Source organism: Salinivibrio sp. EAGSL, assembly GCF_013366455.1.
GTDB classification, from domain to species: domain Bacteria; phylum Pseudomonadota; class Gammaproteobacteria; order Enterobacterales; family Vibrionaceae; genus Salinivibrio; species Salinivibrio costicola.
On sequence record NZ_JABWMG010000020.1, the window covers coordinates 1 to 25,335 of the forward strand.

The 25,335-nt window shown below is 48.5% G+C and carries 19 protein-coding genes and 1 riboswitch; of the genes, 1 reads left to right on the top strand and 18 read right to left on the bottom strand.

Translation table 11 applies throughout. From position 1 onward, the window contains the following. The 15 genes from HLG76_RS12285 to HLG76_RS15125 form a co-directional block, all read right to left on the bottom strand. Positions 1-199: hypothetical protein (locus tag HLG76_RS12285; protein WP_217706573.1), on the bottom strand; the 199-nt coding region annotated here is incomplete at its 3' end. Positions 200-892: 693 nt separating this feature from the next. Then, on the bottom strand, positions 893-2,362 hold the full coding sequence (locus HLG76_RS12290) for a serine/threonine-protein kinase (protein WP_077638404.1): 1,470 nt from the start codon (positions 2,360-2,362) through the stop codon (positions 893-895). Further along, positions 2,359-2,961, bottom strand: coding sequence for a hypothetical protein (locus HLG76_RS12295; RefSeq protein WP_254877688.1), 603 nt, complete (start codon positions 2,959-2,961; stop codon positions 2,359-2,361). The genes HLG76_RS12290 and HLG76_RS12295 overlap by 4 nt, the downstream gene beginning before the upstream one ends. Beyond that, positions 2,909-4,594 carry an ATP-binding protein gene (locus HLG76_RS12300; protein WP_077638405.1) on the bottom strand — a complete coding sequence of 562 codons (1,686 nt, stop codon included), beginning with the start codon at positions 4,592-4,594 and terminating at the stop codon, positions 2,909-2,911. The genes HLG76_RS12295 and HLG76_RS12300 overlap by 53 nt, the downstream gene beginning before the upstream one ends. After that, entirely contained in the window at positions 4,584-5,723 is a 1,140-nt protein-coding gene (locus HLG76_RS12305) for a hypothetical protein (RefSeq protein ID WP_217706574.1), read from the bottom strand. The genes HLG76_RS12300 and HLG76_RS12305 overlap by 11 nt, the downstream gene beginning before the upstream one ends. A gap of 20 nt (positions 5,724-5,743) precedes the next feature. Continuing rightward, on the bottom strand, positions 5,744-6,592 hold the full coding sequence (locus HLG76_RS12310; protein WP_175993748.1) for a hypothetical protein: 849 nt from the start codon (positions 6,590-6,592) through the stop codon (positions 5,744-5,746). A gap of 10 nt (positions 6,593-6,602) precedes the next feature. Beyond that, positions 6,603-10,889, bottom strand: coding sequence for a hypothetical protein (locus tag HLG76_RS12315; protein ID WP_175993749.1), 4,287 nt, complete (start codon positions 10,887-10,889; stop codon positions 6,603-6,605). A gap of 20 nt (positions 10,890-10,909) precedes the next feature. After that, positions 10,910-12,220 (bottom strand): hypothetical protein, encoded by a 1,311-nt coding sequence (locus HLG76_RS12320; RefSeq protein ID WP_217706575.1) that lies wholly within the window; start codon positions 12,218-12,220, stop codon positions 10,910-10,912. Positions 12,221-12,222: 2 nt separating this feature from the next. Continuing rightward, positions 12,223-13,755, bottom strand: a complete 1,533-nt coding sequence (locus tag HLG76_RS14825) for a hypothetical protein (RefSeq protein ID WP_217706576.1) — start codon at positions 13,753-13,755, stop codon at positions 12,223-12,225. Then, positions 13,755-15,899 carry a class I SAM-dependent DNA methyltransferase gene (locus tag HLG76_RS12330; RefSeq protein ID WP_175993750.1) on the bottom strand — a complete coding sequence of 715 codons (2,145 nt, stop codon included), beginning with the start codon at positions 15,897-15,899 and terminating at the stop codon, positions 13,755-13,757. The genes HLG76_RS14825 and HLG76_RS12330 overlap by 1 nt, the downstream gene beginning before the upstream one ends. A gap of 52 nt (positions 15,900-15,951) precedes the next feature. Beyond that, positions 15,952-16,335: a hypothetical protein gene (locus HLG76_RS12335; protein ID WP_175993751.1), complete on the bottom strand. Its 384-nt coding sequence runs from the start codon at positions 16,333-16,335 to the stop codon at positions 15,952-15,954. 8 nt (positions 16,336-16,343) lie between these two features. Further along, on the bottom strand, positions 16,344-16,526 hold the full coding sequence (locus HLG76_RS12340; protein WP_158133152.1) for a helix-turn-helix domain-containing protein: 183 nt from the start codon (positions 16,524-16,526) through the stop codon (positions 16,344-16,346). Between the two features lie 90 nt (positions 16,527-16,616). Then, positions 16,617-16,820, bottom strand: coding sequence for an AlpA family transcriptional regulator (locus tag HLG76_RS12345; RefSeq protein WP_175993752.1), 204 nt, complete (start codon positions 16,818-16,820; stop codon positions 16,617-16,619). A gap of 368 nt (positions 16,821-17,188) precedes the next feature. Next, positions 17,189-18,091, bottom strand: a complete 903-nt coding sequence (locus tag HLG76_RS12350) for a homocysteine S-methyltransferase family protein (protein ID WP_175993753.1) — start codon at positions 18,089-18,091, stop codon at positions 17,189-17,191. A gap of 80 nt (positions 18,092-18,171) precedes the next feature. After that, positions 18,172-19,272 carry a methyl-accepting chemotaxis protein gene (locus HLG76_RS15125; protein WP_077677444.1) on the bottom strand — a complete coding sequence of 367 codons (1,101 nt, stop codon included), beginning with the start codon at positions 19,270-19,272 and terminating at the stop codon, positions 18,172-18,174. 174 nt (positions 19,273-19,446) lie between these two features. Between HLG76_RS15125 and HLG76_RS12360 the strand changes: the two genes are divergently transcribed. Further along, positions 19,447-20,472, top strand: coding sequence for an ion channel (locus HLG76_RS12360; protein WP_077677445.1), 1,026 nt, complete (start codon positions 19,447-19,449; stop codon positions 20,470-20,472). Positions 20,473-20,495: 23 nt separating this feature from the next. Here the strand turns inward: HLG76_RS12360 and thiD are convergent, their stop codons facing one another. The 3 genes from thiD to HLG76_RS12375 form a co-directional block, all read right to left on the bottom strand. Next, on the bottom strand, positions 20,496-21,365 hold the full coding sequence (gene thiD / locus HLG76_RS12365) for a bifunctional hydroxymethylpyrimidine kinase/phosphomethylpyrimidine kinase (protein ID WP_077660584.1): 870 nt from the start codon (positions 21,363-21,365) through the stop codon (positions 20,496-20,498). Positions 21,366-21,427: 62 nt separating this feature from the next. Continuing rightward, a riboswitch (TPP riboswitch) is annotated at positions 21,428-21,528 on the bottom strand. Positions 21,529-21,582: 54 nt separating this feature from the next. Beyond that, positions 21,583-23,394, bottom strand: coding sequence for a bifunctional diguanylate cyclase/phosphodiesterase (locus tag HLG76_RS12370; RefSeq protein ID WP_175993754.1), 1,812 nt, complete (start codon positions 23,392-23,394; stop codon positions 21,583-21,585). Next, positions 23,391-25,262 carry an ATP-binding protein gene (locus tag HLG76_RS12375; protein WP_175993755.1) on the bottom strand — a complete coding sequence of 624 codons (1,872 nt, stop codon included), beginning with the start codon at positions 25,260-25,262 and terminating at the stop codon, positions 23,391-23,393. The genes HLG76_RS12370 and HLG76_RS12375 overlap by 4 nt, the downstream gene beginning before the upstream one ends. Between the last annotated feature and the right edge of the window lie 73 nt (positions 25,263-25,335).

Here is a 25,335-nt window from a genome sequence, read left to right on the forward strand (position 1 = left end):
TTTGCAACACTAAATGACAGTGGTTTTCTAACACCACCCAAGCGTATACCTTTAGGCCATCCTTGTTTAAAAAACGCAACGAGTCGAGCAAGATATTGACGGTGTCCGGGCGCGTGAATACCGGGATCCAGTGCAGCACGGTCAAGGTGACGAAGTGCGGTAAGTGAGGCTCGGTGATTTTATAGCGGCTTCTCCCCATGATTCACACTCCATATGCATTACCACGCCGGAGCGTGGGAACGAGGTACGACTTCTACCCGTTATTCACACTCCGTATACACTCCCACACCGGAGCGTGGGAACGCGCGAACAGCGCTCAAACCCAAACATAGGGCGCTTTATTCAGAATGCGCTCTCGATTAGCTTACAACTTCCTGCCATTTCGAGTAACTCGTAACAACATCATGTTTCGCGTTCTCACTCGTAATCTCTGCATTAATTTTTTCAGAGAATTTAACTCGTTCCCACGCTCCCGCGTGGGAATGCATACCTCGCTACCACTCACGACAAACCGCCAGCAACCCCGACGTACCCATGTAATCTCTGGCACTCTAATAACGCCAGTGTGCCGCGTCGTCGACATAGCCTCTTCTCTCGTTCCCACGCTCCTGCGTGGGAATGCATACCTTGCTACCACTCACGACAAACCGCCAGCAGCCCCGTCGTACCCATGTAAGCAGCTAAAGGTAGCCTTTCAGTGACGGGCATAAAGCAGCTTAAAGTGATCTAACCATAGACATAGAAGCCGACAAAACTCGCTACCTGAATACTCTGCTCTCCCTGCGTGGGAGGGCGGTTACGTGATTCTGTGATGAATCGTTGACATAGAACTATGAACACCCTCGTCATTCTGACCTCCTTTTCTCTAACCTCGAAAAGTTATCAACACAACTCACAACAGACCAATGTTGATATAAACCTGTTTTTTTTCAGTCAGCTTTTCGGAGTCGGGAAATAACCTCAAAGTGGCTTTAAGATAACCGACCGCTCCAGAGTAATCGCGCATTTGCTCACAAACCTGAATCAATTGAGTAAGCACGTGAAGCTTTCTTGGCGTGGCTTGGTTAACCTTTTCTAACAATGCTCGCGCTTCTGGATACTTGGCTTCAAGACCAAGAATGGAAGACTCTAAATACATGGTCGCGGAGTTTTCGTCTCCGACTTGCTTTCTCTGAAGCAACCAAAATTGAGCTTGATTAATATTTCTTAACTGCAGATTCGCCTTAACAATCAGCTCATACAACTCAGCAGATTGAGTGAGCTTTCCTTCAAGTAAACATGACCTATTGTTCTCGACCACTTTTTCAAAGTCGAAAAGCCTATTGTCCCGGTACAACGCAATCAACTGCTGGTGGAGAGCTTGAAGATCCTTACTACGGCTGTACTCTTGAGACGCTAACTGAGCGGCTTTCTTGTATGACTGCTCAGACATCGCCTCAAGAACCGCACTCGACCAATCTTGATCTGGTTTTGCCTGAAAAACAGGAGCGGTAGCTCCAATCTTCAACTGTTTCTGGGTAGCAGCATCGAATGCAGACATCAAAGCCGAGATAGTTGAAAAGCGCTCCTCCGGTCGTTTTTGCATACACGTGAGTACGACTTGCTCCAAATCCGCATGGATAGAACTATTAATCTCGGTAGGACGCTTGAAAGGTGCATGGCGCTGGACCTGGGCAGGGGTATCATGCGGCAACTTACCTGTCAGCAGCTGATATAGCAAAACACCTAAACTATATACATCTCCGAGCAATAGCTCTTCTAAACTTCCTTTACGGCTATCCACGTTGGAAAACTCAGGCGCGGAATACAACACTGTTCCACCGTTTTCCCGAGTGCGAACGTAAATCTCTTCCGGTAACGCAGAACTACCAAAATCGGTCAGTTTAACCAGATCACGTTCACCAACAAGGATGTTATGCGGTTTTATATCTCCATGTGAGATAGGGACTGGCAATTCAGACAAATACTGAACAGCACAAAGCACTTGTCGATAAATTCTGAACAACCTTTCATAGGTTTGGCCAAAATTGCGCTGTCTATCATCCAGTTTTTGCGCCAACGTCTGACTAGGGAAATACTCCATTTCAATATAGAACCATTCGTTATCGATTCGGCCCATATCAAAAATTTGTACAATGTTTTCGTGAGGCTCTACCTGCAATAACTCTTTACCTTCAGCAAGCTGACGGTCTTCCCTCGTTATATCTTTAGGTATTTTCACAGCAACAATTTGGCCATCATTTAAGCGCTCAGAACGCCATACCCAACCATGACTGCCATCACCAAGACATTCAAGCAATAGATATTTATCACCTAATCGCTTGTTTGTGCCGGGTAAAAAGTGTGCTGATTTTACATTCATATCAACACCTCATAGTGAATTCTATCCAAAGCGATAGTGTTTAGATTTTTAACAAACAGAAAACGGCTAAATACGACTTCAACATCGTTCGATGCCCTTACTTGGCTACCCGTGGATGAAGTAAACCCTGAGCGGCAGATCTCTTTAAGTTTTTGCGTATCAGGGGCATTCACTAGCCCCTGACTCCAAGCACTCAGCACCAAACTTTTCGGTGAATGGTCCCAACGTTGCGCTGCTTCCATTAAGTTCTTCAATTTCTCTTCAAGTTTTTGCTGGCCTCGGGAAGTGCCATCAAAGCGTTCAAACTCAATTAAACACATTGGTGTTGATGCGCTTTTATCAAACCAGCCGGAATCTGAACGAATATCGGCTCCAGAAGTGCCCGGCGCTGGGCACTCCACTACTGCCATATAAGATTGCTCATGACCATAAGTATTCCAAATACTGCAGCCCAAACTATGGACCAGTACATCTTGGTCCAATAACTCTCCGCTAGTCATAAGAGGAAACGCTTCACTTACCCAAGCAAGCGCTGGCATGGGCAGATTAGCCATTAAATGAACCCCAAACTCGCAATACTTCTGGAGATTCACCGCCATGAATAAGTGCCTTGCTACCGACCTTAACAAGTAGAGGGGCCGGAATAGACCGACCACAAACTAAAGCTTCACCGGTTGATAAAGTCGGTAGCTCATCCAAGTCGGCCTTGCTGACCATATCAGAAGCTTTGGCAATAAAACGCTGATCGTCTGGGTTTTTCAAACGCATGGTAATCAACGTATTGCACTGAGAGGTCACATCTGAGTCCAGTTTGGATGGGCGCTGACTCACAATGCCAAAACCGACACCAAATTTACGGCCTTCACCGGCAATTTTCTTAATGATCCGGTGACTTACTGCGTTACCACCAGCCGGCGCAAAGTTATGGCCTTCCTCGTACACAATAAAGCAAGGACGAAGTGGGTCTGTTTTGCTTGAAGACGCTTTTAGAATCTCACTGGAGAGCAGAGCACAAACGACTTGCTTCGCGGTATCACTCAAGCCTTGTAAATCGACAACGACCAACCGGCCTTGTTGATTACTTGGACGACCGACCATTTTATAAATGTCAGTTGGCTCGGCCATCGTTGCACTGTAAAAGCTTTGAGCTTCATTGAGCACGCGAGAGAGCTTCATTGATGCTACAGCAGCACTTCGACCTGACAAGGCTTTAGCTTCCGCTTCAGAGAGATCATCCCACTCTTTTAGCTCTTCAATGCCATCACCTAAAAAGTATCGTAGGCGGTTAATATCACGTGGTTCGGTTTTATCCACCGAGCGCCAATAGCGAATAGCCACATCCAACACACGCTGTTGCGGCTCGGTTAGCCCAGGTAAAATCTCGGCAATATCATCCATTTCAAAATGGTCGAATTGAAGCGCCAGTGGTGTGTTTTTGCTTGCATACTTGTGTTTAAAAGATTCATGCTGTGGTGAGAAAACTTTAATGCCCGCACCTGCAGCTTGTAACTTTTCAAAAGTATGTTTAATCAGAGGCAATGCTTCTTGATCGCGCTTATCGTCTGTTGCATCCAAAAGGCTAGAGAATTGCAGATTACCGCCAGCCAGAGCTTTGCCGTATTCTCCGTGAGGGTCGAACACCACGACAGTACCATTGTTAACGGCAACCAAGCGCTCAATAATACGGCCAACTGTGTAAGACTTACCTGAGCCCGTCATCGCTAGCACAGCCATATGCTCTGTCACTAGCTTGTTTACATCAATAAAGACCGGAACCGTATTTTCACCTTTGTCGTAACCAACCAGATTACCCATGTGCAAACTGGAGTGCTCGTTGAACTCGTAAAAGTCACTCAAAAACTGAAAATCAACGGTTTCAACTGCAGTACCGGGATTAAGCGGGCGACGCGGGATCTTGATCTGACGAGATACAGGATCGCGGTATCCCACCAGCTCTACCTGCGCAAACATGTTCTCACCAGTCACATTCGCGCCTGGCAACAACTCAAGCTCAGTCACGCCATCACCAAAGCCTGCGTTGTAAAGCATATTGGTTCGGCTGATCTTCGTTACACGACCTAATACGGCCACTTGCCCCTCGTCTTTACGCTCTTGGTGCATAATCCGCACAAATTCACCACGACGCACTGAAAACGAATCTTGCACCACCATAGTTAACTGGCTGGCATCGCCGGTATTACCGACTAATTTACCCAAAACTTTATAAGCCATTGTTCAATCCCTCATCCAAGCCAGCCAACCAGCCGGATTCAATATCATTATTCTTAAGTGCACCGTGCAAACCTTGACGGTAAAACTTGGCAAACTTCGGCAAAATGCCGAGCTGCTGATAGCCTAGTAATTGCGGCAAAGGCATGGCATTGCCTTTGTTCTGCATATCAAGCACCATCAATCGAGATGCCACTAAATCAAGATCTGCGCTCTGCCAATCAGGTTCATCACCAGCTAGCTGCACCATTTTGATTTGGCCACCACGTGCGCTGCGAAAATGAAAGCCAATTAGGCCTTGCTTCGCTTCGACACTTGGTTCTATGCGGTTCTCTTGTTCAGATAAACGAAACGCAATGGTCCGCGAGTAGTTACCTAAAATGCCATTAATAAAACGTAAATCCCCAACACCCACCAAACTTTCGTCCAGTCCAGCCAGATTTTGCATTAACTCACTAGAAAAACCGTCCGAATCTAAAATCTGCTTTCGCCCCTGCTCAGTGCGTAAATCTTGTTTGGCAATACTCACAATTGCACTAAAACGCTCGGCCAAAATGCTTGCTAGCACCACACCCGTCTTATTCCATGGGAACAGCTTTGCACGGTGGTTTTGCCAAAAGGATTCTATTGCTCGCTTGGTTTTGTCATATTCCTGCTTATGGCGAACATTCCGCTCCAGTGGCGCCATATCGCGCGCTAAAAACAAAGGAGTATCAAGTAAAATTAAATCACAGCGCTCTTTGCTCAACAGTTGTTTTTCAACCAACTGATACGCCTGGCGAATTTCAATCAGGTCAAGCCGCTTTCGTTGCGCTTCGAAATCAATATCATCCAGTTCAGATACTGAATCACTACCAGAAGTACTGACCTTGTTTTCTTCTATCAATAAATCTGTTCGTACAGCTGCGCTGGCATAAATAAATCCCCCCAGAGCTTTATCTAGGCACGATTTAGTGGCGATACCCGCCACGCTTAAATTCACTACAGTGGGCTTAGGAACAGCCTTAACTAAACCAGCATCACGAAACAGTGGTGCTACCTGCTCAATATCGCGAATTTGCTTAAGTAAACGCCCCGCACTGCCTGGTAAGCGAAGCTGGCTGTCTATGGCGAGTGATTGCGCTAAATTCATTGTTTTATTTTCATTCATTCTCATAGCGCTCCCGTATCTAACTGCTCGCTGAGTAGCGGTGCATAAGCCCAATATTGCGAAGCTTGTAAGCTGGCTTTGCCCGATTCAGTTAACCCCGCTTCATTGATAAAACCATGCAGCTGCAATGTTTCGCTCCGCTTAATGACATCAAGACTATTTACATCGAACATCAACTTAACTGTGTCATTGTCAACAAGTTCCGCCAAGCTCTTACCGTGTCCGGCGTCAAGCAGCAACAGCACAACCAAATCGTATTTGTCGGGCAAATACGCCGCCAGTTCTGCTTTTTCCTCAGCAACAGGTGTTGTGACGCCTGCATGATCAACGAACCAGTTTAACCAGTCTACTAAAGCCTCAGTATGATCAAGCAGATTTAACGACCACAAAGGCAAAGTCGTGACTGCAAACAAACCACTATTGCTGTGTTTTCGGACATAGCGAGTATGTACCACATCACCCGCCATATGCTGCCTCTGATCTGCACTACCAGCAAAACCAACAACGGCTTGGTTGGTTTCACTTGCCAGGACTGCCGTTAATCCTGAGTCTTCAGAGATCAAGCTAGCGGCTGCAAATGTCCAATCCAGTGTTGGTTGCAGTTCGGCAAACTCAACATGCTGTTCAGGCTGCGGGTTAATAACTAAAGCCGAACAACCCGTTTGCATCGCCCATTGGAACAAGCCAATTAAAGCTTGTTTCTCGTTCAACTCTTCAGCTTGCACCAACAACAAACCGCTGGCTGGTGGCGAGCTAAGCCACTCCGTATCGAGTGGTATTGCTCCTGCAACCGTTTGTAAAAAGCGCCCTTTACGATTGTTAGCCAATGCCGACGACAAATAAAAGCTCATCGCATGACCTCTACAATACTGAAGCAAAGGTTAAGCGCATTTTGACGATGCCTTTATTGACTAAACCTTGTTGCTGCTCAGGTGTTAATATCGGCTCTTGGTTTTGGCTTAACGCATCATAAACCGGCTTCCATTCTGCCAGCGTTAGCCCAGTGCCTTGTAAAATCGCTTCACCTTGGTTTTGCCAATCTGACAGAGTCTTATCACATACCATCACAAGCTCACTGACTCCTAATTTGGCGACGTCGTTTAGTGTTAACTCAGCAGGTAGCGGTTGCTGCTGGGAAGCTAATAGCGGCTTTAATACTGGCAACCAGCTATTTACCTGCTCGATGGCGGAACGTTTAACATTGTTTAAACGTTCCTCTATTTTTAATAACTGCCCTTGAATAGGCGCAATCTGTCCACGCGCCGATTTCATCAGCTCTTCCGGTAAATCACGTAATCCCGCGAACTGACCATTACGCAAACTGGCTTGCATGCTTTGACGTTTACTTTCAGCATCAACCGGCAAATCAGCAATTGCGTCTTCAATCAATTGCAACTTCATTACCAGTTTGGGAAGTTCAGCAATATCATCAGCATATTCATACGCAGCAGTTGCACTACTGAGCAGTTGCTGTAGTTTTTGAGCACGTTGGCTTTGCTCATCTAAGTTATTGATCAGCTTCTCAAAGCGCTCTTTACAATTTCGGTAGCTGGATAAAATACTGCCTTGGATTTCAGCCATCGGTAACTGCTGTTCTGTGTGCAGATTTAACCCGACTTCGGTAGCAAGGGCAGAAAGCTTGTCTTGCGCTTTACCCAAATCGAGTTTGCGTAGGTAGTGCAATAAGGTATCGCTGCCCGCCTGCTGCTCCTTTTTCCCCGTCACGCTGCTAGCATCCTCTTTTAAAGCACCATCTAAAATATGCCCAACCGTGCGCAATGTATTGGTATACAAACTTTTAGGGAAATGGCTGAGTGTTGCACAATCTGCGTCAACATCATTGATTAAGTCTGTGAGCCGATTACTGATGCGCTCAGCGCTTCGCTCAACAAACTCAGCAAATAAGCAAGCCTGTTCAACTCGCTGGTAGAGTGAGGTGCCTTTGTCTTCCAAATCCAGAATATGCGCATCTTTAAGCGTAGGTTGGCTACTGTTCAACGGCTTAACTTTGGCTACCAAGTCCAACACTTCAGCGCGCTTATTAACAAGCCCTGCTAAAATATGAGCCTCACCCACTTGGGTAATCTCTTCCAGCTGTTCCTCTTGTTGCTTAAGAGCACTAAAGAGTGTTTGTGCTTTTTCCAGCTGTTCTTTGGCTTCTACCGTGGCGTAACCCAGTTGGTTTTTACCTAGCGGCGCAAAGACTTCATTGATGCGGCCATAGCCATACACGCGGCTCATTACTTCTACTTTGGCTTTGTAACTGTCTTGGTCGTTACCACTGAACCAGTTTTGCGCCTCGGTAATTGCATTACCTAAACGGGAACGCGGGTAGCTTTCCCACGTTGCTTGTTTTTCATTTGGATTGGCTAAAGTGAGCAAATTCAGCTCGCCACACCACCACATCCAGTCGTTGAATACACCTTTGGCGGTAATATTGGTTTCAGCAACATAGGCAAAATAGAACTGCTGTTTAAAGCGTTCGAACTGCCATTTATGCTGTTTGTTTGGGTGAGCAATACGTGCTAAAAACAACGGAATTTGTGCTTGGCTGCGCTGTACATTATTTAGCTCTGTAAACAACCCAGCGTGCTCATCAGCGGTATAACCCTTCGCCATATAGCTCCCTGGCACTTTGAGTTTGTCCAGCAAACTGCTGAGCTCATCCACTGGCACACCATGCTGCTGTTGTAAATCCAGCACACCGTTAAGTTCTGGGCGTGCGATAGCTAGCTGATACCAACCTTTGAACAACAAGTCGCGATCATTCTGTGATAGCTTGCCGTCCACTTTTAGTGGCCATGCAATTAAGCCGCGCCTTTGCAAACGCTGGCGCCATTTATGGATTGCCTCGTTGGCAAAAGTACTCAGAGCATGCAGTTTGTTTTTAAACTTAGCCGTGAAGCTTTCGGGACACAAAGACACGCCATGTTGCTGGCAAACATCCACACTTAAACCAATACGCTCTAACTGGTCCGCCTCACTTGGGTTCACGTAGTGCAAAAGTATCGCATCGCGCAATTCGTTGTTTTCTTCTAGTCGGCTATATTGCTCCATTAAATGCGCAGAGGCCGTGAGTGCCAATACCGGCATACGTCCAGATTTACGGCAGAATTCGGTGGAAAAAGAATGAAGACTCTCCAACTCGTTTAGGTTGCTCACCCATGCAAACAAGGCTTTACCTTCTGGGTGCAACTTAAACCCTTCCAGCGTGAATAGGCCACCTTGGCGGCTTCTCGGCTCGGTTAGAATCGCCAGTGGCGCATCGTTTTGCCCGGCTTTGTTGTCCAACAGGCTCTCGTCAAAGCCCCAGTTGTTGTCCAGCAAACGCACAAAGCCAGTTACTCGAGTTAACGCTTTTATGATTGGCTTTTGGCTACTTTGTTTACCAAGCGTCGCCATAGCCTGTTCGTGACCATCGCCCATGCTTGGTTCTTTAAAGATCAGCGAGTTTTGTTGTGCACTTCGGTAGCGCAAATCCAAACGTAATAACATGGCCACGCTCGGGCCAATGTGGGTCGCTTCACTGGCATCTAGCTCGGCGGCTTCTCCGACCAACTTGTGCCATAAGGCATCGGCAGCGAATTCAATGGCAGGGTGATCGTACAATAAGCTCAATAAGTACTTAAATTCACCTTTAGACAGCGGCAATAACACTGCACCTTTATCACCACTGGCAGCCTGCTCTTTTATCGAGAACGTACGCAGGTTATCCAGCAAGGTATCTAAACTGAGCGCTTGGTCTACTGCAGGGTAATACCATTCATCGTTGTCGCGGCGAAATTTAGCTTGCTCGAGCGCTTGGCGACACTGCAAGCGGTCGATGCTCAGTTTCCGATAGTGCGCGGCTATTGGCTCTTGATCTTCATTCTTCAGTGCCAAAAGTTCCGTTGCTTGGCTTACATCGGCCAAACGCACAGGTAACTGGCCATAAAGCAAACTGCGGCACTGGCCTAATAAGCCTCTATCGCGAGTTTGAATCCCTTCAATCGCGCCTTTATCGAGTACATGCTTGGCCACACGGCCAGAGCCAGCCAACACCGCTTCAAATAATTCACCCACATCGTCAATGCTGCGGTCCGCTTGTTGATATTGGCTAAGTACTGCATCCACATTGGCCATAACCACGTTAAACCAACCGAAGTTAGCACCACTCATGGCATAAGCAGCTTCAACCAAACCCGCTGGGTAATCAAAACCCAGTTTGCCATCGTTTAGTAGGCTGGCGACATAGTCTGATACATCGGCAAATGCATTGTGCTCTAGTTCGACCAATTCAAAGCGGCGCGCCACTGATTGAATTTCTCGTAATTGTTGCCCCAAAAGTGGCGAACATAGCGCCACATAACGTAACCAAGGCAGTTTACGGCGTGGATCTTCTTCTTTAATGGCTTTACCAATTAAGCGAATGGCTTGGCCATCGAGGCGTTTGTCTTGTTCATCTTCTAAACCAAAGGTGGCGGCTTCGGCCACGGTTTCTAGCTCATCGAGTACGACTAACACATACTGCACACCAAAACGTTTGAGCACCTCGTAAGCCGCTTGCACTAATTCAACCACCAGGGTTTGGTCGGTGTAGAGAGCTTCTTCGCTGTGCTGTTTGTCCAGCTGCAGCGCCTCTGCCAATAGTGCAGCAGTAAAGCCAAACGGCATTAGGCGTTCGTAGGCTTGTTTAGCGATCTCACTTTGAATGGAGCCATCAAAGGATTGGGTCGCCAGTGGCAATAGCGCCTGGTACAAGCCAAAAGCAAACCAGTTATCGGAGTTTTGATAGTCTGATGCGACCTGCGAATAACGAATATACAAAGCCAAATACTTGTCTTGCGCTTCGCTATTAAACAACTGTTGATCGTGCAATTGGCCTTGCTCGTCACGTACAAACCACCCTTTCGAGCAGTCGTTAATTTGCGCCACCAGCTCATGGCCTAAACGAGATTTACCGCGCCCCCATTCCGCCTCTACGGCAAATACATGGGCAAAGCGATCATCGTCATGGTCAACCGTGTGTAAAAAGGTTTGAAAGCGCTTAAAAAAGCGGCTTTGACCAACCAATGGATCACGCGGCGGATAGTCCGACACACCCGTCGCCGCCCAGTGGTGTTGCTTGGCTAGCTTATCGACGACCACATCATCTAATTCAAAACTCATCACGAAAATCCTTTAACTGTTTATTCTGTTAGCCGAGCTGGCACTTTTTTGCTGGCATAGCTGGTTTGAGCCAGTTGCTTAATCGCCTGTTGTAAATGTTGGCTTTTATAGCCAAACAGCGGTGCTAGCGGCAGGCTGTAACAGGCATCGCTAAAATCTGGGTGAATCCGGTAATGGCCTGGTTCGCCTCGACCTGCTTCAGTGAACTGCCAAATTTTGTTTGCCAGTAACTCGGCAATTAATGGGCTAATTGCACGATTCAATCGCTGAAACTCTTCTGCGCTATTCGTTAGCGCGGGGTAAAGTGCGATATTTAGCTCGCCCAGCAACTGCATTAAAAACTCGGCCAAATTACCTAGGCTGACTTCATCACCATCAATGCCTTGCACCGTCACGTTCACTTGAGCTGGGGAAAAGGCATTTTGTCCGGCGGGCAGCGTCAGCAATAGACCGCCGCGCTGCTCGGCGGCCCATGCATCTTGCACAAAACTCACTAGGCTTAATAAAAACCACCAAGGCTGGTGGGCGAAGCGCTCAATAAGCTTCGCTCCATCATTGACAGGACGAGACACCAACAGCCAATCGTCATTGGGTTTAAGCGGCTGATTAAGGCAGTATTCGCTAAGCAAAGCGTCCGGCAGAACCAGCAAACGACCTCGACACCAGTTGTGGGCGAGCTGTTTTGCGCTACTATCGACCGGTTGGATAGGCGTTAAGGCTTCGGTTTGTTCACTCAAAGTGTGCAACTTAAAAAAGGCACGCAAAATACGGCATAACGCCGGTATAGCAGCGTTATCGTTTAGGCTGTGGCCGAGTAAGTCTCGCTCTAATTGCGCCAAGGGGCCTGCCACAATTTGTGGCGTAGCCCCGGTAGTAACACTTGTGTTTTCCAACTGCGCTAACACCCACTCACTGGCATTGCCCAATTGTTGAATGAGTTTAACCAACACCTGCGAGTCACTCATGGCTCCGGCTTCACGGCAGCGGGCAGCGGCTAAATTAAGCCAATGTGCGCGCACCTCTGGGTTTAACCCCAGAAGTGCTAATTGCCATTCACCTATTTGGCTGAGTTGGTTGTAAGCATCCAGCAAAGAGGCGCTTAGGCAATAGGCGTTGCTCTCTCCCTTTACATCACCATCTGTCTCGCCAGCTACAATTGGCTGCAACAGCTTTTCTAGCGTAGGAATGGCTGTCAATAACGCTGCGGCTTTATCGGTTGATAACCCGCCACAGGACAAAAGCTGACTAAGTAACTGGCAACCGCTTTGTGCTACTTCATGGGATAACAGGCTGCTGACTTGCAAATTGCCATCCATGTTGCTCGCCTCCATAGCTACTCCTCAGCCTCGGCTTGGGTAGCACTTTCCAGCAAGCGGTAAAGCTCATCGATATCGCTAAACAGCGGTGTCGCACCGTCAATACCGTAACCTTCACTGCTAAGTTTGCTTAAAATCGCTTGGTCTAAGCTGTTATCACCATCGTCCAAGGCTTGATGGGCTTGGTTCAGTTGCTGTTCTGTTAATTGACCTTCGATAAGGGTTTCGACTAGGTTTTTGGCAGCCTCGGTAAGTTTTCTTGCATAAACATAAGCAAATTGCGCATCCAGTAGCTTTTGGCCCCAGCTATCGACAAATTCTTGTTCAAATTCAGGAACAATAATGTTTAGTGGTACATCATCATCAATCGCAGGGTATGCACTTCCTGAATTCCAACGCATCAACTGAGTGGTCGCGTCATCAGTTCTTAACCACGAGTGATAAAAAGCAGCTTGTGCTAAAGACGAAAAGCGAAGCACGCTAAAGCCCGAAGTCGCAACCATTTCTGAGTCAGTTACGCTATCAACAATGAACCCAACATTCTTGCGATTTGGCCTTACGGTGGAAACCAGCACATCACCTTGCTGGACCTTTGTTTTAGCTCGTGAGGGTGCTCCAACTGTTTGCGTTTTTGTTGACGAAACTTGCCCCGTTGTAATGTCTAAACCGCCAATCTCATAATACTCGAACGTTTCAGCCTTCTTTTTATTCCATGAATCTTTGATTTGTTTTGCAACCAATCCAAGACGATTACAGCCTTTAGCCTTCATTTTACGTTCTAAAGCGATGTAATCTGGATGATAAAAAAGACTATCCAAGCGTTCTGGGACTATGTCCTTCGCTCTATAGCTTTTAGCCTCATATCGTTGGATTTCACGAATATATGCTGGAAGTAACTCTGCTGCTTGTTGCTGTACAGACTTCGCCCAAGCGCGAAGTTGCTCTGCTTTGCGAACTTTATCTCCGATATATTTCTGAGATTGTTGGTCAAATACAGGCACCGGAAGCCGTTTAACATGCTCGACAGATAAATTTAGCTGCCCCGTACTCCCATATACTCCTTTTTCTATCAACCTGTGACCAATAAAAGTGCTTAAGAATGCGCAAACATAAGCACTGTCAGCCTTGTCAATAGAAATTTTAAAAAGAGAATCATTAGTGTAAGCACCGGCTCCCAAATATATGCCAGCCCGTCCAATAGTTCCTGTACCCTGCCTTGTTAAAAGAACATCACCTGTCGACACTCTACTCTTCGAGTTTTTCTTTGCCCACTCATCATCGACGCATGTATCAGTAAAATCACTCACTACAATTTCACTTACTTGCTTTGATTTAAGACAAATTGGTCCTTTACTTGCGTAAACAGGAGTTGAGCCCTGCTGAATTTTAGACGCGCACAGCTGTTGAAGTGTTTTGTTCGGCAAATCAGATATTTTTTGATACGAGATCGTGATATCTGGTCTGTAAGTTTGTGCAGTTAAAAAATCTTCTAACTCTGAAGGAGTGATTTTGTTTATATGAAAATTTTCACGTAAATCATCAACAGCCATCACTCACCTCGCTTATAAGACGAGACAATCTTATCCAGATCGTTCGCCACACCGGCGTTATAGTCTTCGATATTGTTCTTCACCACATAGCCTAAGGTTTCAGCTACCGCCATAAACACGTCGGTTTGTGGCTCGGGTAAAAACTGCTCCGGTTGGTCAGGGTTAGCGTGGCGCTTTTGCAGATACAAAATCGAGGTTTTTGCGCCTGTACCTGAGAGCTTAAAGCAGTCGCTGGGTAGAGAAATTACTGCTTTAACGATGGCTTTACCGCCAACAAACTCGCCGGTTTGCTCATCTTTTTTGCCCATAATGTACTCGCGCACATAACGGTCGCCGGAGTTACACAAAATGCCATCAGGCAACACAATCATTAAACGGCCACCGGGCTTAAGCAGCTGCAAGCAGCGGTCGATAAATAGTACAGCGGGATCAATAGTGGCACTCACGGCCTGCCAGTTCCCTTTACCATCAGGTTTGCTACCAAGTGCCAAACCGGCTGGGCTAGGCTGCAGACTGTAAACTGGCTTTTTGTCGGTACCGCCAGTGCGGCGCAAGTCAGTGCGGTAACCCGCCCATTTAGGGTTGCCGTTTTCATCTAGCTCCAAATCGCCGGTATCTACCCACTTCATTTTTAAATGGTCGTAGTACGCATTGTAGCTATCCACCACTTTCTCAGTAGGACGAAATCCTCCAAGAATTTGCTCCATACTAGCTTCATATCTCTTTTTCGATTCTTTACCATTTTTGTCTTTTTTGAAGTCAGGAGTTCCAAAAGGCGGGTTGGTACAAATAAGATCAAAGCTATTTGGCTTCAGCGCTTGAGTCGTGAGCGAGTTATCGGTATAGAAAATTTGTGCTTTGGGTGCCCCTTGCAACGCCATATTGACGCGAGCCAACATCATCATTCGCGGTGCAGCATCGGCACCCGTAAAAGCATTGTCACGAAGCTGTTGCTTGAGTTCTTGTTTTTTGTCGTCGGCCAAGACCAGCTTAAAGTCGATCCATTTATCAATCTGACTGAGTGCCACTGAGCCAAAACCAAAGGAGCCACAAGTTGGGTCACAAAAACGAAAATCGCCATTGGCCAGTCGCGAGCGCATTTCATCGTCATCGTCGATATCGTGCATCGCGATTTCGAGCATGGCTTGTTTCACAGGGTTTGGTGTGAGGTAAACGCCAAGGCCGCCTTTGGATTCAAAGTTGGCTCGCAGGAAGACATCAAAGACACGACCGAGCAAATCACCAGACACATCGCCCAAGGTGCCTTGCTCTTTCACGGTTTTGCCATCGTTGGTTTTGACTGGCCCCAAGTTTTGAATGGCTTCAAGCAAATCTTGGTAGTTTTTGGCCACTGAGAGGCGCAAATGTGTGTCTTTACCAAAGATAGCGTTGCGCGAGCCATCGTCTGAGATCACTACGTAGTCTTCGTGACTTTTAAATGCTTCAAACGCAGCTTTGATTTGTTCTACCGCTTTATCACCGTGTGTGGCGACATACTCCCAATCGTATACATCACGAAAACGCAACGTATTACCGGCTTCATCTTTAAAGGTAAGATCTTCATCGTGGTGTACGCGGAAGCTCTCCAGAAATAGCAATTTAGCCACTTCTTCGATGATGTCGTTTTTGTCGTTCACCTTATCTTTGGTAACACGATAGACGTTTTCATGAAACGCATCAAAACGTTGCATCAAACGGGTGTAAACGCGCATAGACCAACGGAACGTAGGATCGCGTTCCAGGCGGTCAAAATCACGAAGCTCTTCCAGTGTTGGGAGTGCATCAACGCCATGAGTGCCGTCTGAACCATCCGCACCAAAAAGGGCAAGAATACGATGGTTGCTGCTATCTGCCACGACGGCAAAAACAGGCCAGTCGCCCTCAATATCACTTAACAGCTGATATGCCAAATCATCAAATTTTGCAGTATCAGCGGCATATTCCCAATGACCTTCAAGTAGAGAAACCAGCATGACAGGTGGCGTCAAGTTCCCCTCGACCAAGCCTTGAATAAGGCCCGCTTTGGCAAACTCATGCTCCGGCAGTTCTACTAATGGCTGAGTGAACTCGCTATGTTGCGCCACCAGCTTTTGAAATTGCTCGTTGAGCGCAATGGTTGGATCTATCTTTTTTTCTTTAGCCATGATGTCTTCTTAAAATCTGTTCTCTAATGATCATTTGAGTTGAATGCAGCAATTAATTTTCCAGAACCAAAAATGGCCCTTTGACTTGAAGCTGGCTGTGCTGCTGCACCAATTTGCGAATTTGTTGTTCTGAGGTCACAACCCCAGCAGGAAGCTTTTTCAACACTTGCGCCAAAGGCATTCGCCCACCTGCTTTCTGCAACAACTCAATGAGGTGCGAAGAAATATCCGTTGTGACGTTGTAATCTGCGCCTGGATAATTAATCTCGTTGTCGACTCGCAATGAAGCAAGCCACAGCCCCACTTGAGCTTGACTGAAGTTTAGTGTACGCCATAGTTCTTGGTGCTCATTAAAGATAACTTCTGCCGTTTTCGGCTGCGCTCTTAACTGCACAAGTAATTGGTTTAGCTTTGCTTTCTGAATCTCTTGGTCCACTGAGAGCCTCACCGATCAGTTTGTTGGATTTGCGTATTGATCCATGCATCTAAGTCTTCACGTTTGAAGCGCCAAGAGCCGCCGACTTTAAAGCCCGGTAGCTTTCCTTCGCTTGCAAGCCTATAGGCTGTTTTTTCAGCAAGCTTTAGATACGCTGCCAACTCTTTCAGGGTTAAAATTTGGTCATTCATATCAGAGCTTTAGCTTTCGCCAATCTAGCGATGAATAAGATAATGAGAGAATATGGGAAAATTGGGGAATGGACAATGATGAAGGGCAAATTATAGATCTCCATTAACAGCCATGCTATCCCTCTTCGCTATCCTTGCCATCACCCACTCTTCGACTTCACTTTCTACCCACGCGACCGTTCTGCCTCCCAGGGGCACACTTTTCGGGAAGGTGCCGTCTTTCATCAGGTTGTAGATGGTTGAACGGCCAAGGCCTGTCATGTGTTTTACTTCGCTCAATTTAATTAATCTCATGATGTTACTCCGTTATTGGACTCATGAGATTTCCGCGCACGTAAAGATTTACCGGTTTCACCCTCCCCTCTTGCACCCACTCCCCTAACCAACCTGATTTCAGATATATGTCATCGATACGCATAGCCACATCAATCACTTAAAGGAGACTCCCTATGCGTACATCACACACCCCTGTTCACCCCTGCAGACAACTACCCTGCCCATCAGCCATCTGAGTTGAACCAGCTCTTAGAGCACGCGGCGGAAGCGTGGGAACGAGTTGTGCATCGGCCACGGTATGCATTCCCACGCGGGAGCGTGGGAACGAGTGGTGCATCGGCTTCAGTATGCATTCCCACGCAGGAGCGTGGGAACGCGTTAAATCCTTAACCCCCCAACTGCGAAAACTTGATGATCTCGTGGGACTGCTCAAGGGTTTGCGCGAGGTGTTGGATGTGCGCGGGGGTGATTTCGCAGCAGCCGCCGACCACCAGGGCACCGTCGGCAATCCATTGTTGTACACGTTCGGTGTGGACTAAGGGTGAGAGATCTTCACGCGCTTCTAGGGCATCGGCTTTGCTGCCTTTGGCCATGTCTTCTACCGATTTAAAGGCGTTGGCATAGCCACCGACAATGTTAGCTTGGGTCGCCATTTGCGGCATGGCGGTGGTCAGCACGGCAGGATCGCAACAGTTTAGCATCACCGCGGTTGGGGCATACTCGGCCACGGCGTGCATCGCTTGTTCAAGTGACTCGCCCGAGCGCAAGGTGCCTGCTGCCTCTAACCGAAACGCGACGCCATAGGGTTTGCCTTGCTCTTGGGCCGCAGCACAGGCCGCGCGCGCTTCGAGGGTGTTGGTCATGGTTTCGATTAAAAACACATCCACATGAGGCTGCAAGCGGGCAATATGCAAAAACTCGGCTTTCATGTCATCAAAGCTGCGTTGCGGCTGGCCGAGGTAGCTGCCCACCAGCGGTGGCAAACAACCGGCAATATCGACATCGGCGCCTGTCTCATCCACGGCTTGCTGCAGCGCTTCAAAGGCTTTTTGATAAATGGTGTTGATTTTATCGCTCAACCCCGCTTTGGCCAGACGTGTGGGTGTCGCAGGATAGGTATTTAAGGTATGTGTTTTCGCGCCGGCACGGATAAAATCTTTGTGCACGTCTTTGACAATATTGGCATGTTTTAACATCACCGCAACCGACCAAAGCTTAGAGCTCACATCGGGGCCACGTTGATAAATTTCTTGCCCTAGGCCACCATCGAGTAGTGCAATCGACGTCATGGGTACTTCAGCCTCCTTCGGCCATCTTTCCTTGGTTTGACTTGAGATTACCATGAGCTCGTCGATTTAACACCCCGTTGTTACGCCACCTCTTCACTCCCTTCTATTGCGAGATGTTCAAGCTTATCGATCACCGTCATGCTGGCGTTTTCCATCTCTTTTAATGCGGTGACCATTTGATCCGGTTGTTGAGCATGAAACGCTGCCACCGCAGCCTTGGCATGGGTGTGCACTTGCTCGTGAGGCCCGGAAATGGCTTTAAACGTTTGCAACTGACCAAAATATTGCTGCCCTTCACCATGGTTATACCACTGGCCGAGTCGGCATTGGGTGTGATCGGTGACATCGTCCGCCATCATGCTGTCTTCGCCCAATACCACGCGGTATATCGCAAATTTAAAGCTGATATGGTCAAGTTTGGCCAGTTCACAAAAGGCGCGCAGTGCAGAGGCTTTAATGGTGGTGCGGCTGTGCTGTGCTTGCTCACTTTGGGTGGCCATGGCATCGGCAACCTGTTGGCCTTGTTCGCTGTATTGAATGGCTTCAGTGGCAAGGGTATCGGTGAGCGTGCACGCATGGCTGCTGCCCGCACGAATTTTTTCCACCAGCTGGGTAATATCTTGGGTGGCAGTGGACGTGCGCTCGGCAAGGTTGCGTACTTCATCAGCGACCACCGCAAACCCTCGGCCCTGCTCACCGGCGCGTGCCGCTTCTATGGCTGCGTTTAACGCCAGCAGGTTGGTTTGATCGGCGACATCACGAATCAAATTGACAATGCCACTCACCTCTTGTGCGTGTTGATCGAGCGAGCGAATCGCTTCCGACGATTGCTGACATTGCGAAGATAACGACTGCACATGGCGCGCAAGGTCATTGACTTGCTCGGCACATGATGCCGCTTGGTGGCTCACTTCGGTCACACGCTCTTTTTCACCGTTAATGGTGTCCGCCAAGGTGGCCAGAGAGGATTGGGTGGCGTTAATCGAATCACCAAAGTGGCATAAGTTGGCGTCGATCGCTTTGCCGGTTTGGCGTTTTTTCGCGACGGTATCCAGCTCTGCCTGCAATGCGCCTTTCTCTGCATTCAGCGCGTCGATGGTATGATTAATTTGCTCAATTTTTTGCTGCAGAGCAACCTGCTTTTGCTGCTCTTGTTCAAGTTGACGCCGAGATATAAACACGCTGACTCCTAATGACGTAATTAAGCTTTTTATAATATTTTAACGCTTTAAATTGGCTTTGTAGGATTATCCAAGCAAAGTGTGATCGCATTGACGCCAAGCGCCTGATTTACACTGTAAACCTGACGCAAATCACTTCATACTGCGATCACTGAAGTGAATGAGCGAAAATTTATGACCTTTTGGTTGCTTTTTAAACGTTGGATTATCAGTCGCTTCGCCCATTTGAACGGGCGTATGCTCGGCTTGGTGGTACTCGCCTATGGCGTGATTGGCTGGCTACTTTTATATGGGGCGGGCGAGACCGCGATGACCCAATCGCTGAGCCGCTATGTGTATTACTTGATTGTGACGGCCTCGACCGTTGGCTACGGCGATTATTCCCCCGTTACTGAGTGGGGGCAATGGATCACGGCTTTTTGGATTATTCCCGGCGGCTTAGGGTTGTTTGCGGTGGTGATTGGGCATATCACCGGATCACTGGTGGATTATTGGCGACGCGGGTTACAAGGAAAACGGAGTATTAGTGTGAAAAATCATCTTCTTATCTTAGGCTGGAACGGACAACGTACGATACAGCTTATTCGTTTATTGCAAAGCGGAGTGCACGGTGAGCGCCCGATTGTGCTTTGTGCGCGCGCAGAAATCGAAAACCCACTGCCTGGTGAAGTGGAATTTGTGCGCGTGGCAAGTTTTACCGATGCTGAAGGCATTGCCCGCGCCAAGGTCGAGCATGCCTCGAGTATTATTATTGATAACCCAGAAGATGATATTACTTTGTCAGCGGCTCTGTTCTGCGCACATAAAAATCCGTCAGCGCATTTATTGGCGTATTTTCAAGATGATGCGATAAGCCAAATCCTCAAACAGCACTACCCGCATGCGGAATGTGTGCCGTCGGTGTCGGTCGAAATGCTAGCAAAAGCGGCGGTGGATCCCGGTTCAAGTCAGTTGCATCATGAGCTTTTGAGCACGTCACAAGGGATGACGCAATACTGTGCCCGTTATCCGAGTAACGCAACAGAAATCGATACCGGCGATCTCTTTGGTCAGCTCAAGCAAGAATATGACGCCACCTTAATTGGGATCGACCAAGGCCAAGGTATTGTTTTGAACCCGCCAGTGGGGACAAAAGTATTGCCGGGCGACCGTCTTTTTTATATCGCCGCCCAGCGCTTGCCACATTGGTCCGCCGCGTAAGCACGCTATCTAATCAAAGTGCATTATTTAACGAGAGCGTGCGATTCAACCAACGCATGCTTGGATAAATAAACACTTTCATCAGCGGGGTAGGCGAAAAAATGATGTACCGGCCCTGCCCCTCTTCCAACGATTAACTGTTGGCTATGCGCTAAGGCGTCAGTGAGATAACGCTTAGCCGCTCGCCCGGCGTCAATGGGTGTCAGTCCCTGCGCATAAAACGAGGCAATCGCCGCCGACAGTGAACAGCCTGTGCCATGGGTGTTAGGCGTTTCAATGCGGCGCGCACTCAGGGTTTGACACGTATCTCGGCTAATCCACACATCCAGACTCTCTGGCGCATGATGCAAGTGCCCACCTTTTAGCATCACATACGGACATCCGAGCTTGCGCAGTGCCGGCACTAAGGCGTACATCTCTTCGGTGGTTGTCGGAACAGGACACCCGGTTAAACGCGCGGCCTCTGGCAAGTTGGGGGTTAAAATGGTCGCGCGCGGGATCAATGTATTGATCAGTGCATCCATGGCGTCATCATCTAATAACGGATCGCCGCTGGTGGCGATCATGACCGGATCGAGCACGACTGGTAAGTGCGGGGAACGCGCGAGCACAGCGGCTACTTCGCGAATAATCGCTTGGTTGGCGAGCATGCCGATTTTCACGGCACGTACCGGCATGTCGTATAACACAGCATTCAGTTGCGCGCGAACAAACGCTGGGTCGACCGGCGAGACGGCCTCAACGCCACAGGTATTTTGTGCAGTTAAGGCGGTGATCGCCGAGCAGGCATAGCCGCCCGTGGCTGAAATCGCTTTAATATCGGCTTGAATACCAGCCCCCCCACCGCTGTCTGAGCCGGCGATGGTGAGAATAACAGGTGGTGATTGGTTCATATTGGCCCCTTAATCATGAGGGGCGGAAGGAGACAAAACCACGCACGATGGCGCGACCTTGTGTGCTGAGCACGTCAGTTCCCTCCGCCAGTGCTAACTGGATCAGGTTCTACGGGTCCTGCTTTCGCAGTCTCAGCAATTGCTTGCTCCCCGACTAACACGGTCAGAATATAAACCTTAGTGATAAAGCGCAAGTATGATGGCGCTAATTGCGCGTTTAGGCCATCTCATTATTATTGCTGGTTGCATTGCTATTAATGGTTGCATTGCTATTGATCGTCGCATTGCTATTGATCGTCGCGTTGCCTTGATTGGCGGTTTTAAGCAGTTGTTCAAATCCTTCTTGGATTAGCGGCCGTGCGTATAAAAAGCCCTGCACTTGGTCGCAGCCAATGGTTTGTAGCACATACTGCTGGTCCTCTTTTTCAACACCCTCGGCGACCACACCATGACCAAAGCCATGGGCCAAATCAATCACGCTACCCACCAAGTGCTTATCACTGGCGTTGGTAGCCAAGTCTTGGATAAAGCTGCGATCAAGTTTGACCCAATCGACCGGTAACTGTTTAAGGTAACTGAGCGAGCTGTAGCCGGTGCCAAAGTCATCGAGGGCAATATGCATGCCTGCATCTCGCAATTGTTGTAGCTCTTTCAGTGCCACCGACATGTGCTGGATCAGTGCTGATTCTGTGACCTCTAATTGAATCAGATGCAAAGGGACATCAACTGCCTGGCACCGAGCTAAGACGCTGTCAGCAAAGCCGGGGCGAAACTGCTGGGCAGAAACATTGACTGACAGGTGAAAGCTATCGTTGATCAGTTTATTTTTTCGCCAACATTCAACCGCGGCTAAGGCCATCACCAGTACGTGGTCGCCCAGTTGGATCATGTCTGCGCTGCGTTCGGCGATGGGGATAAATTCCGCCGGACTGATGGCCCCAAGGGTCGGATGCTGCCAACGCAACAGCGCTTCCGCGCCTATCATCAAACCGCCGTCTAATCGCCATTTGGGTTGATACACCAGTGATAATTGTCCGCTTTGTAGTGCTGGCCCTAATTCGGTGCGAATCAAATGCGCGCGCTGAGCTTGGCTGTCAAGCTCAGGCTGATATTCGCCGATAAGTTGGTCATCCGTCGGAATCGCTAAAATGGCTTGACGAAACAGTTGCGCCACATCTTGTGTCTCAAGCTCCGTGCGGCTGATACCAATGTGGCAACGTAAAAACATTAAACGCCCATCGAGCGTGTGATGTCCGCTGATCAACCGATTGATGCGCGCGGCTTTTTCTACGGCATGGTTATCGTGTTCTTCAATCAGCATCACCAGTCGTGTGCTATCCCAAACGCCAATGCGATGTGGGCGCGCCACTGTACTATTGGCTAGCAGATTAGCCACTTGTTTGTATAGTGCCTCTGTCATTAAATGGCCTTGGTGTTTGGTCACCGCTTCCATGCCATCTAAGGCAATCATCATCACAGTCACCGGCCCTTTGCTCAGCTGGCGCTCAGCGGCATCTAATAATGCGCGACGATTTGGTAGCCCGGTTAACGGATGGGTCAAAGAAAGCGCGCGTAAAGCCGCCGTTTGTTTGTTAACCAGCATTTGCAGCCGTGCCGCTTGATCGCGCTCTTTACGGGTTTTCAATTGCAGATACAAAAGGTTTTGAATCCGTTGCAACACCTCATCGTGATCAAAGGGTTTGCTGATGTAATCAATCGCGCCACGGCATAACGCTTGGTTACGCAAATTCAGGTCATTATCTGCGGTGAGTACCATCACGGGCGGGCAATGCTCATCTAAAGCGTCATTAAGATCATCCAGCACCAGTAAGCCAGAGCGCTGCGGCATCCGCATATCGAGTAAAATCAGGTCAGGAACGGGGGAGAGAGCATCGGTAACAAGGCGAGGATCGGTGAGCCCATTCAGCTGTTGATAACCGGCTTGCTTGAGCATGGTAGACAGTAAGTGAATGTTTTCCGGTCGATCATCAATGATCAGTATATGTGCTTGTGACGGATCCTTTGTCATAGCCTCTCCTCTAATAATAATTGTATGGCCTCAGCCAAGTCCGCTGACGAGAGCGGCAGCGATAAACGTCGTAATGTCGGTTTGTTATGCGGTTCGTCGCATGGGTTGTCAGTCAGAACAATGAGTGGTTTGTCGCCAAATTGTGCTTGTATTTGTTCGGGCGTTGCCGCAACGCTATCAGCCGCTATAATGACTAACGATGGCGGAGAAGCGAGCGCAACAGCCTCAGCCAGTGACAGCTCATGCGCATGATAGAGTGTCAACATTGGCCAATCTTCAAAGCAATCGGTCATCAGGCGCTGGCGGGCACTGTTATTATCAATATAGAGCACGCGATGCGGCTGGCTCACGCGGAGACACGTACAACCTTGATCGTCAGGTCGCGTCGACGCTCGGTAAGGGAACGTTACTGCAAAACAACTGCCCTTGCCTGGCTGGCTTTTTACTGACATCTCGCCTTGCATTTGCACAACCAATTGATGGCTCACCGCTAACCCCACACCTGCCCCTTCAATCTGTGATTGTTCGGCGGCCAAGCGGTTAAAAGGCTCAAAAAGATGGTTTAACCGATTTTCAGCAATACCGATCCCGGTATCTGATACAGAGATCGTCAAGGTTGACGATGGTTGACTGGCTTCAACCCATACTCGCCCCTGAGGATGGTTATATTTAATCGCGTTGCTGAGTAAATTGATCAACACTTGTTTGAAACGGGTTGGATCCACATATAGGTCGCCACTCAGATTCGCGGGTAGGCACTCATCTAACTCAACGTGCTGTTGCTGTGCGAGCGGGAGTAGTGTTCGAACGGCATCACTGACAAGGGCGCGAACCGGATACCAGGTAACATTGACCACCGTTTTTCCTGCCTCAAGTTTGGCAAGATCCAGCACATCATTAATTAAGGTGAGTAAGTGGCGACCACTTTGGTGAATTTGATCGACATATTGCCGTTGCGTCTCCGTCAAGCGAGGAGAAGAGGATCGTTGTAGTAGTTGCGCATAACCGAGCACACTGTTTAAAGGCGTGCGCAGCTCATGACTCATGGCAGAGAGAAAATCACTTTTGGCTTGATTGGCGCGTTCTGCCTCGTGCTTCGCTTGCAGCAATGGTGTGGCATCATACCCAACAGTCACGATGGCGTAAGGCTCTCCCTCTACGTGGCGAATAAGCGTTTTAGCGAGCTTAAAAGTCCGACCATCTCTTAATGTCACATCTACATGAACGGGTTCACCATCGAGCGTCAGTTGGTGATCAAGCGCATTGAGGGTTTCGCGCATTCCCTCAGGCAAGGCACCATGAATTGCCTCAGCAAGCTGTTCAACATGCTCGACATTTAATGCTTGTAGGCAGGCGTAATTTGCAAGCGAATATTGTCCGCCCAGCTCTCGGACAAAAACAGGATTGGCGATCGCATTAATAATGGTTTTGAGTTGATTGCGTTCGTGTTTAATACGCGTCTGAGCCTGAGTCAGCGCGCGCATATCAGACATAATGCCAATAAACTCTCGCCGGTCTTCAACCCACACTTCACTGACCGCCAGATGAATGGGGACCACATGCCCCGCTTGATGCCGTGCCTCAACCCGCCGGCCGGTACCGATAATGTTTGCCTGGCCTGTTGTTATATATTGCCGTAAATAATGGTCATGCTTCCCTTGGTGCTCCGGCGGCATTAAACAATCAACATTCTTTCCGATTAGCTGTTGCGGGTGATAACCCAATAATCGGTGGGTGAACGGGTTCGCATCTAAAATAATGCCGCGTTCATCAATCACCAAGATCGCGGCTGCCGCGCTGTTGACTAACGCTTGATAATGGGCTTGGGTCCCGCGTGTTCGGTTTGTGGTGATTGGTTCGCTGTCCATGCTCCCTGCCTTTGACCTATAAAAAACGCCCCATTGTGGGGCGTGTGACGGTCCGGCATGCATTGCCTATCCG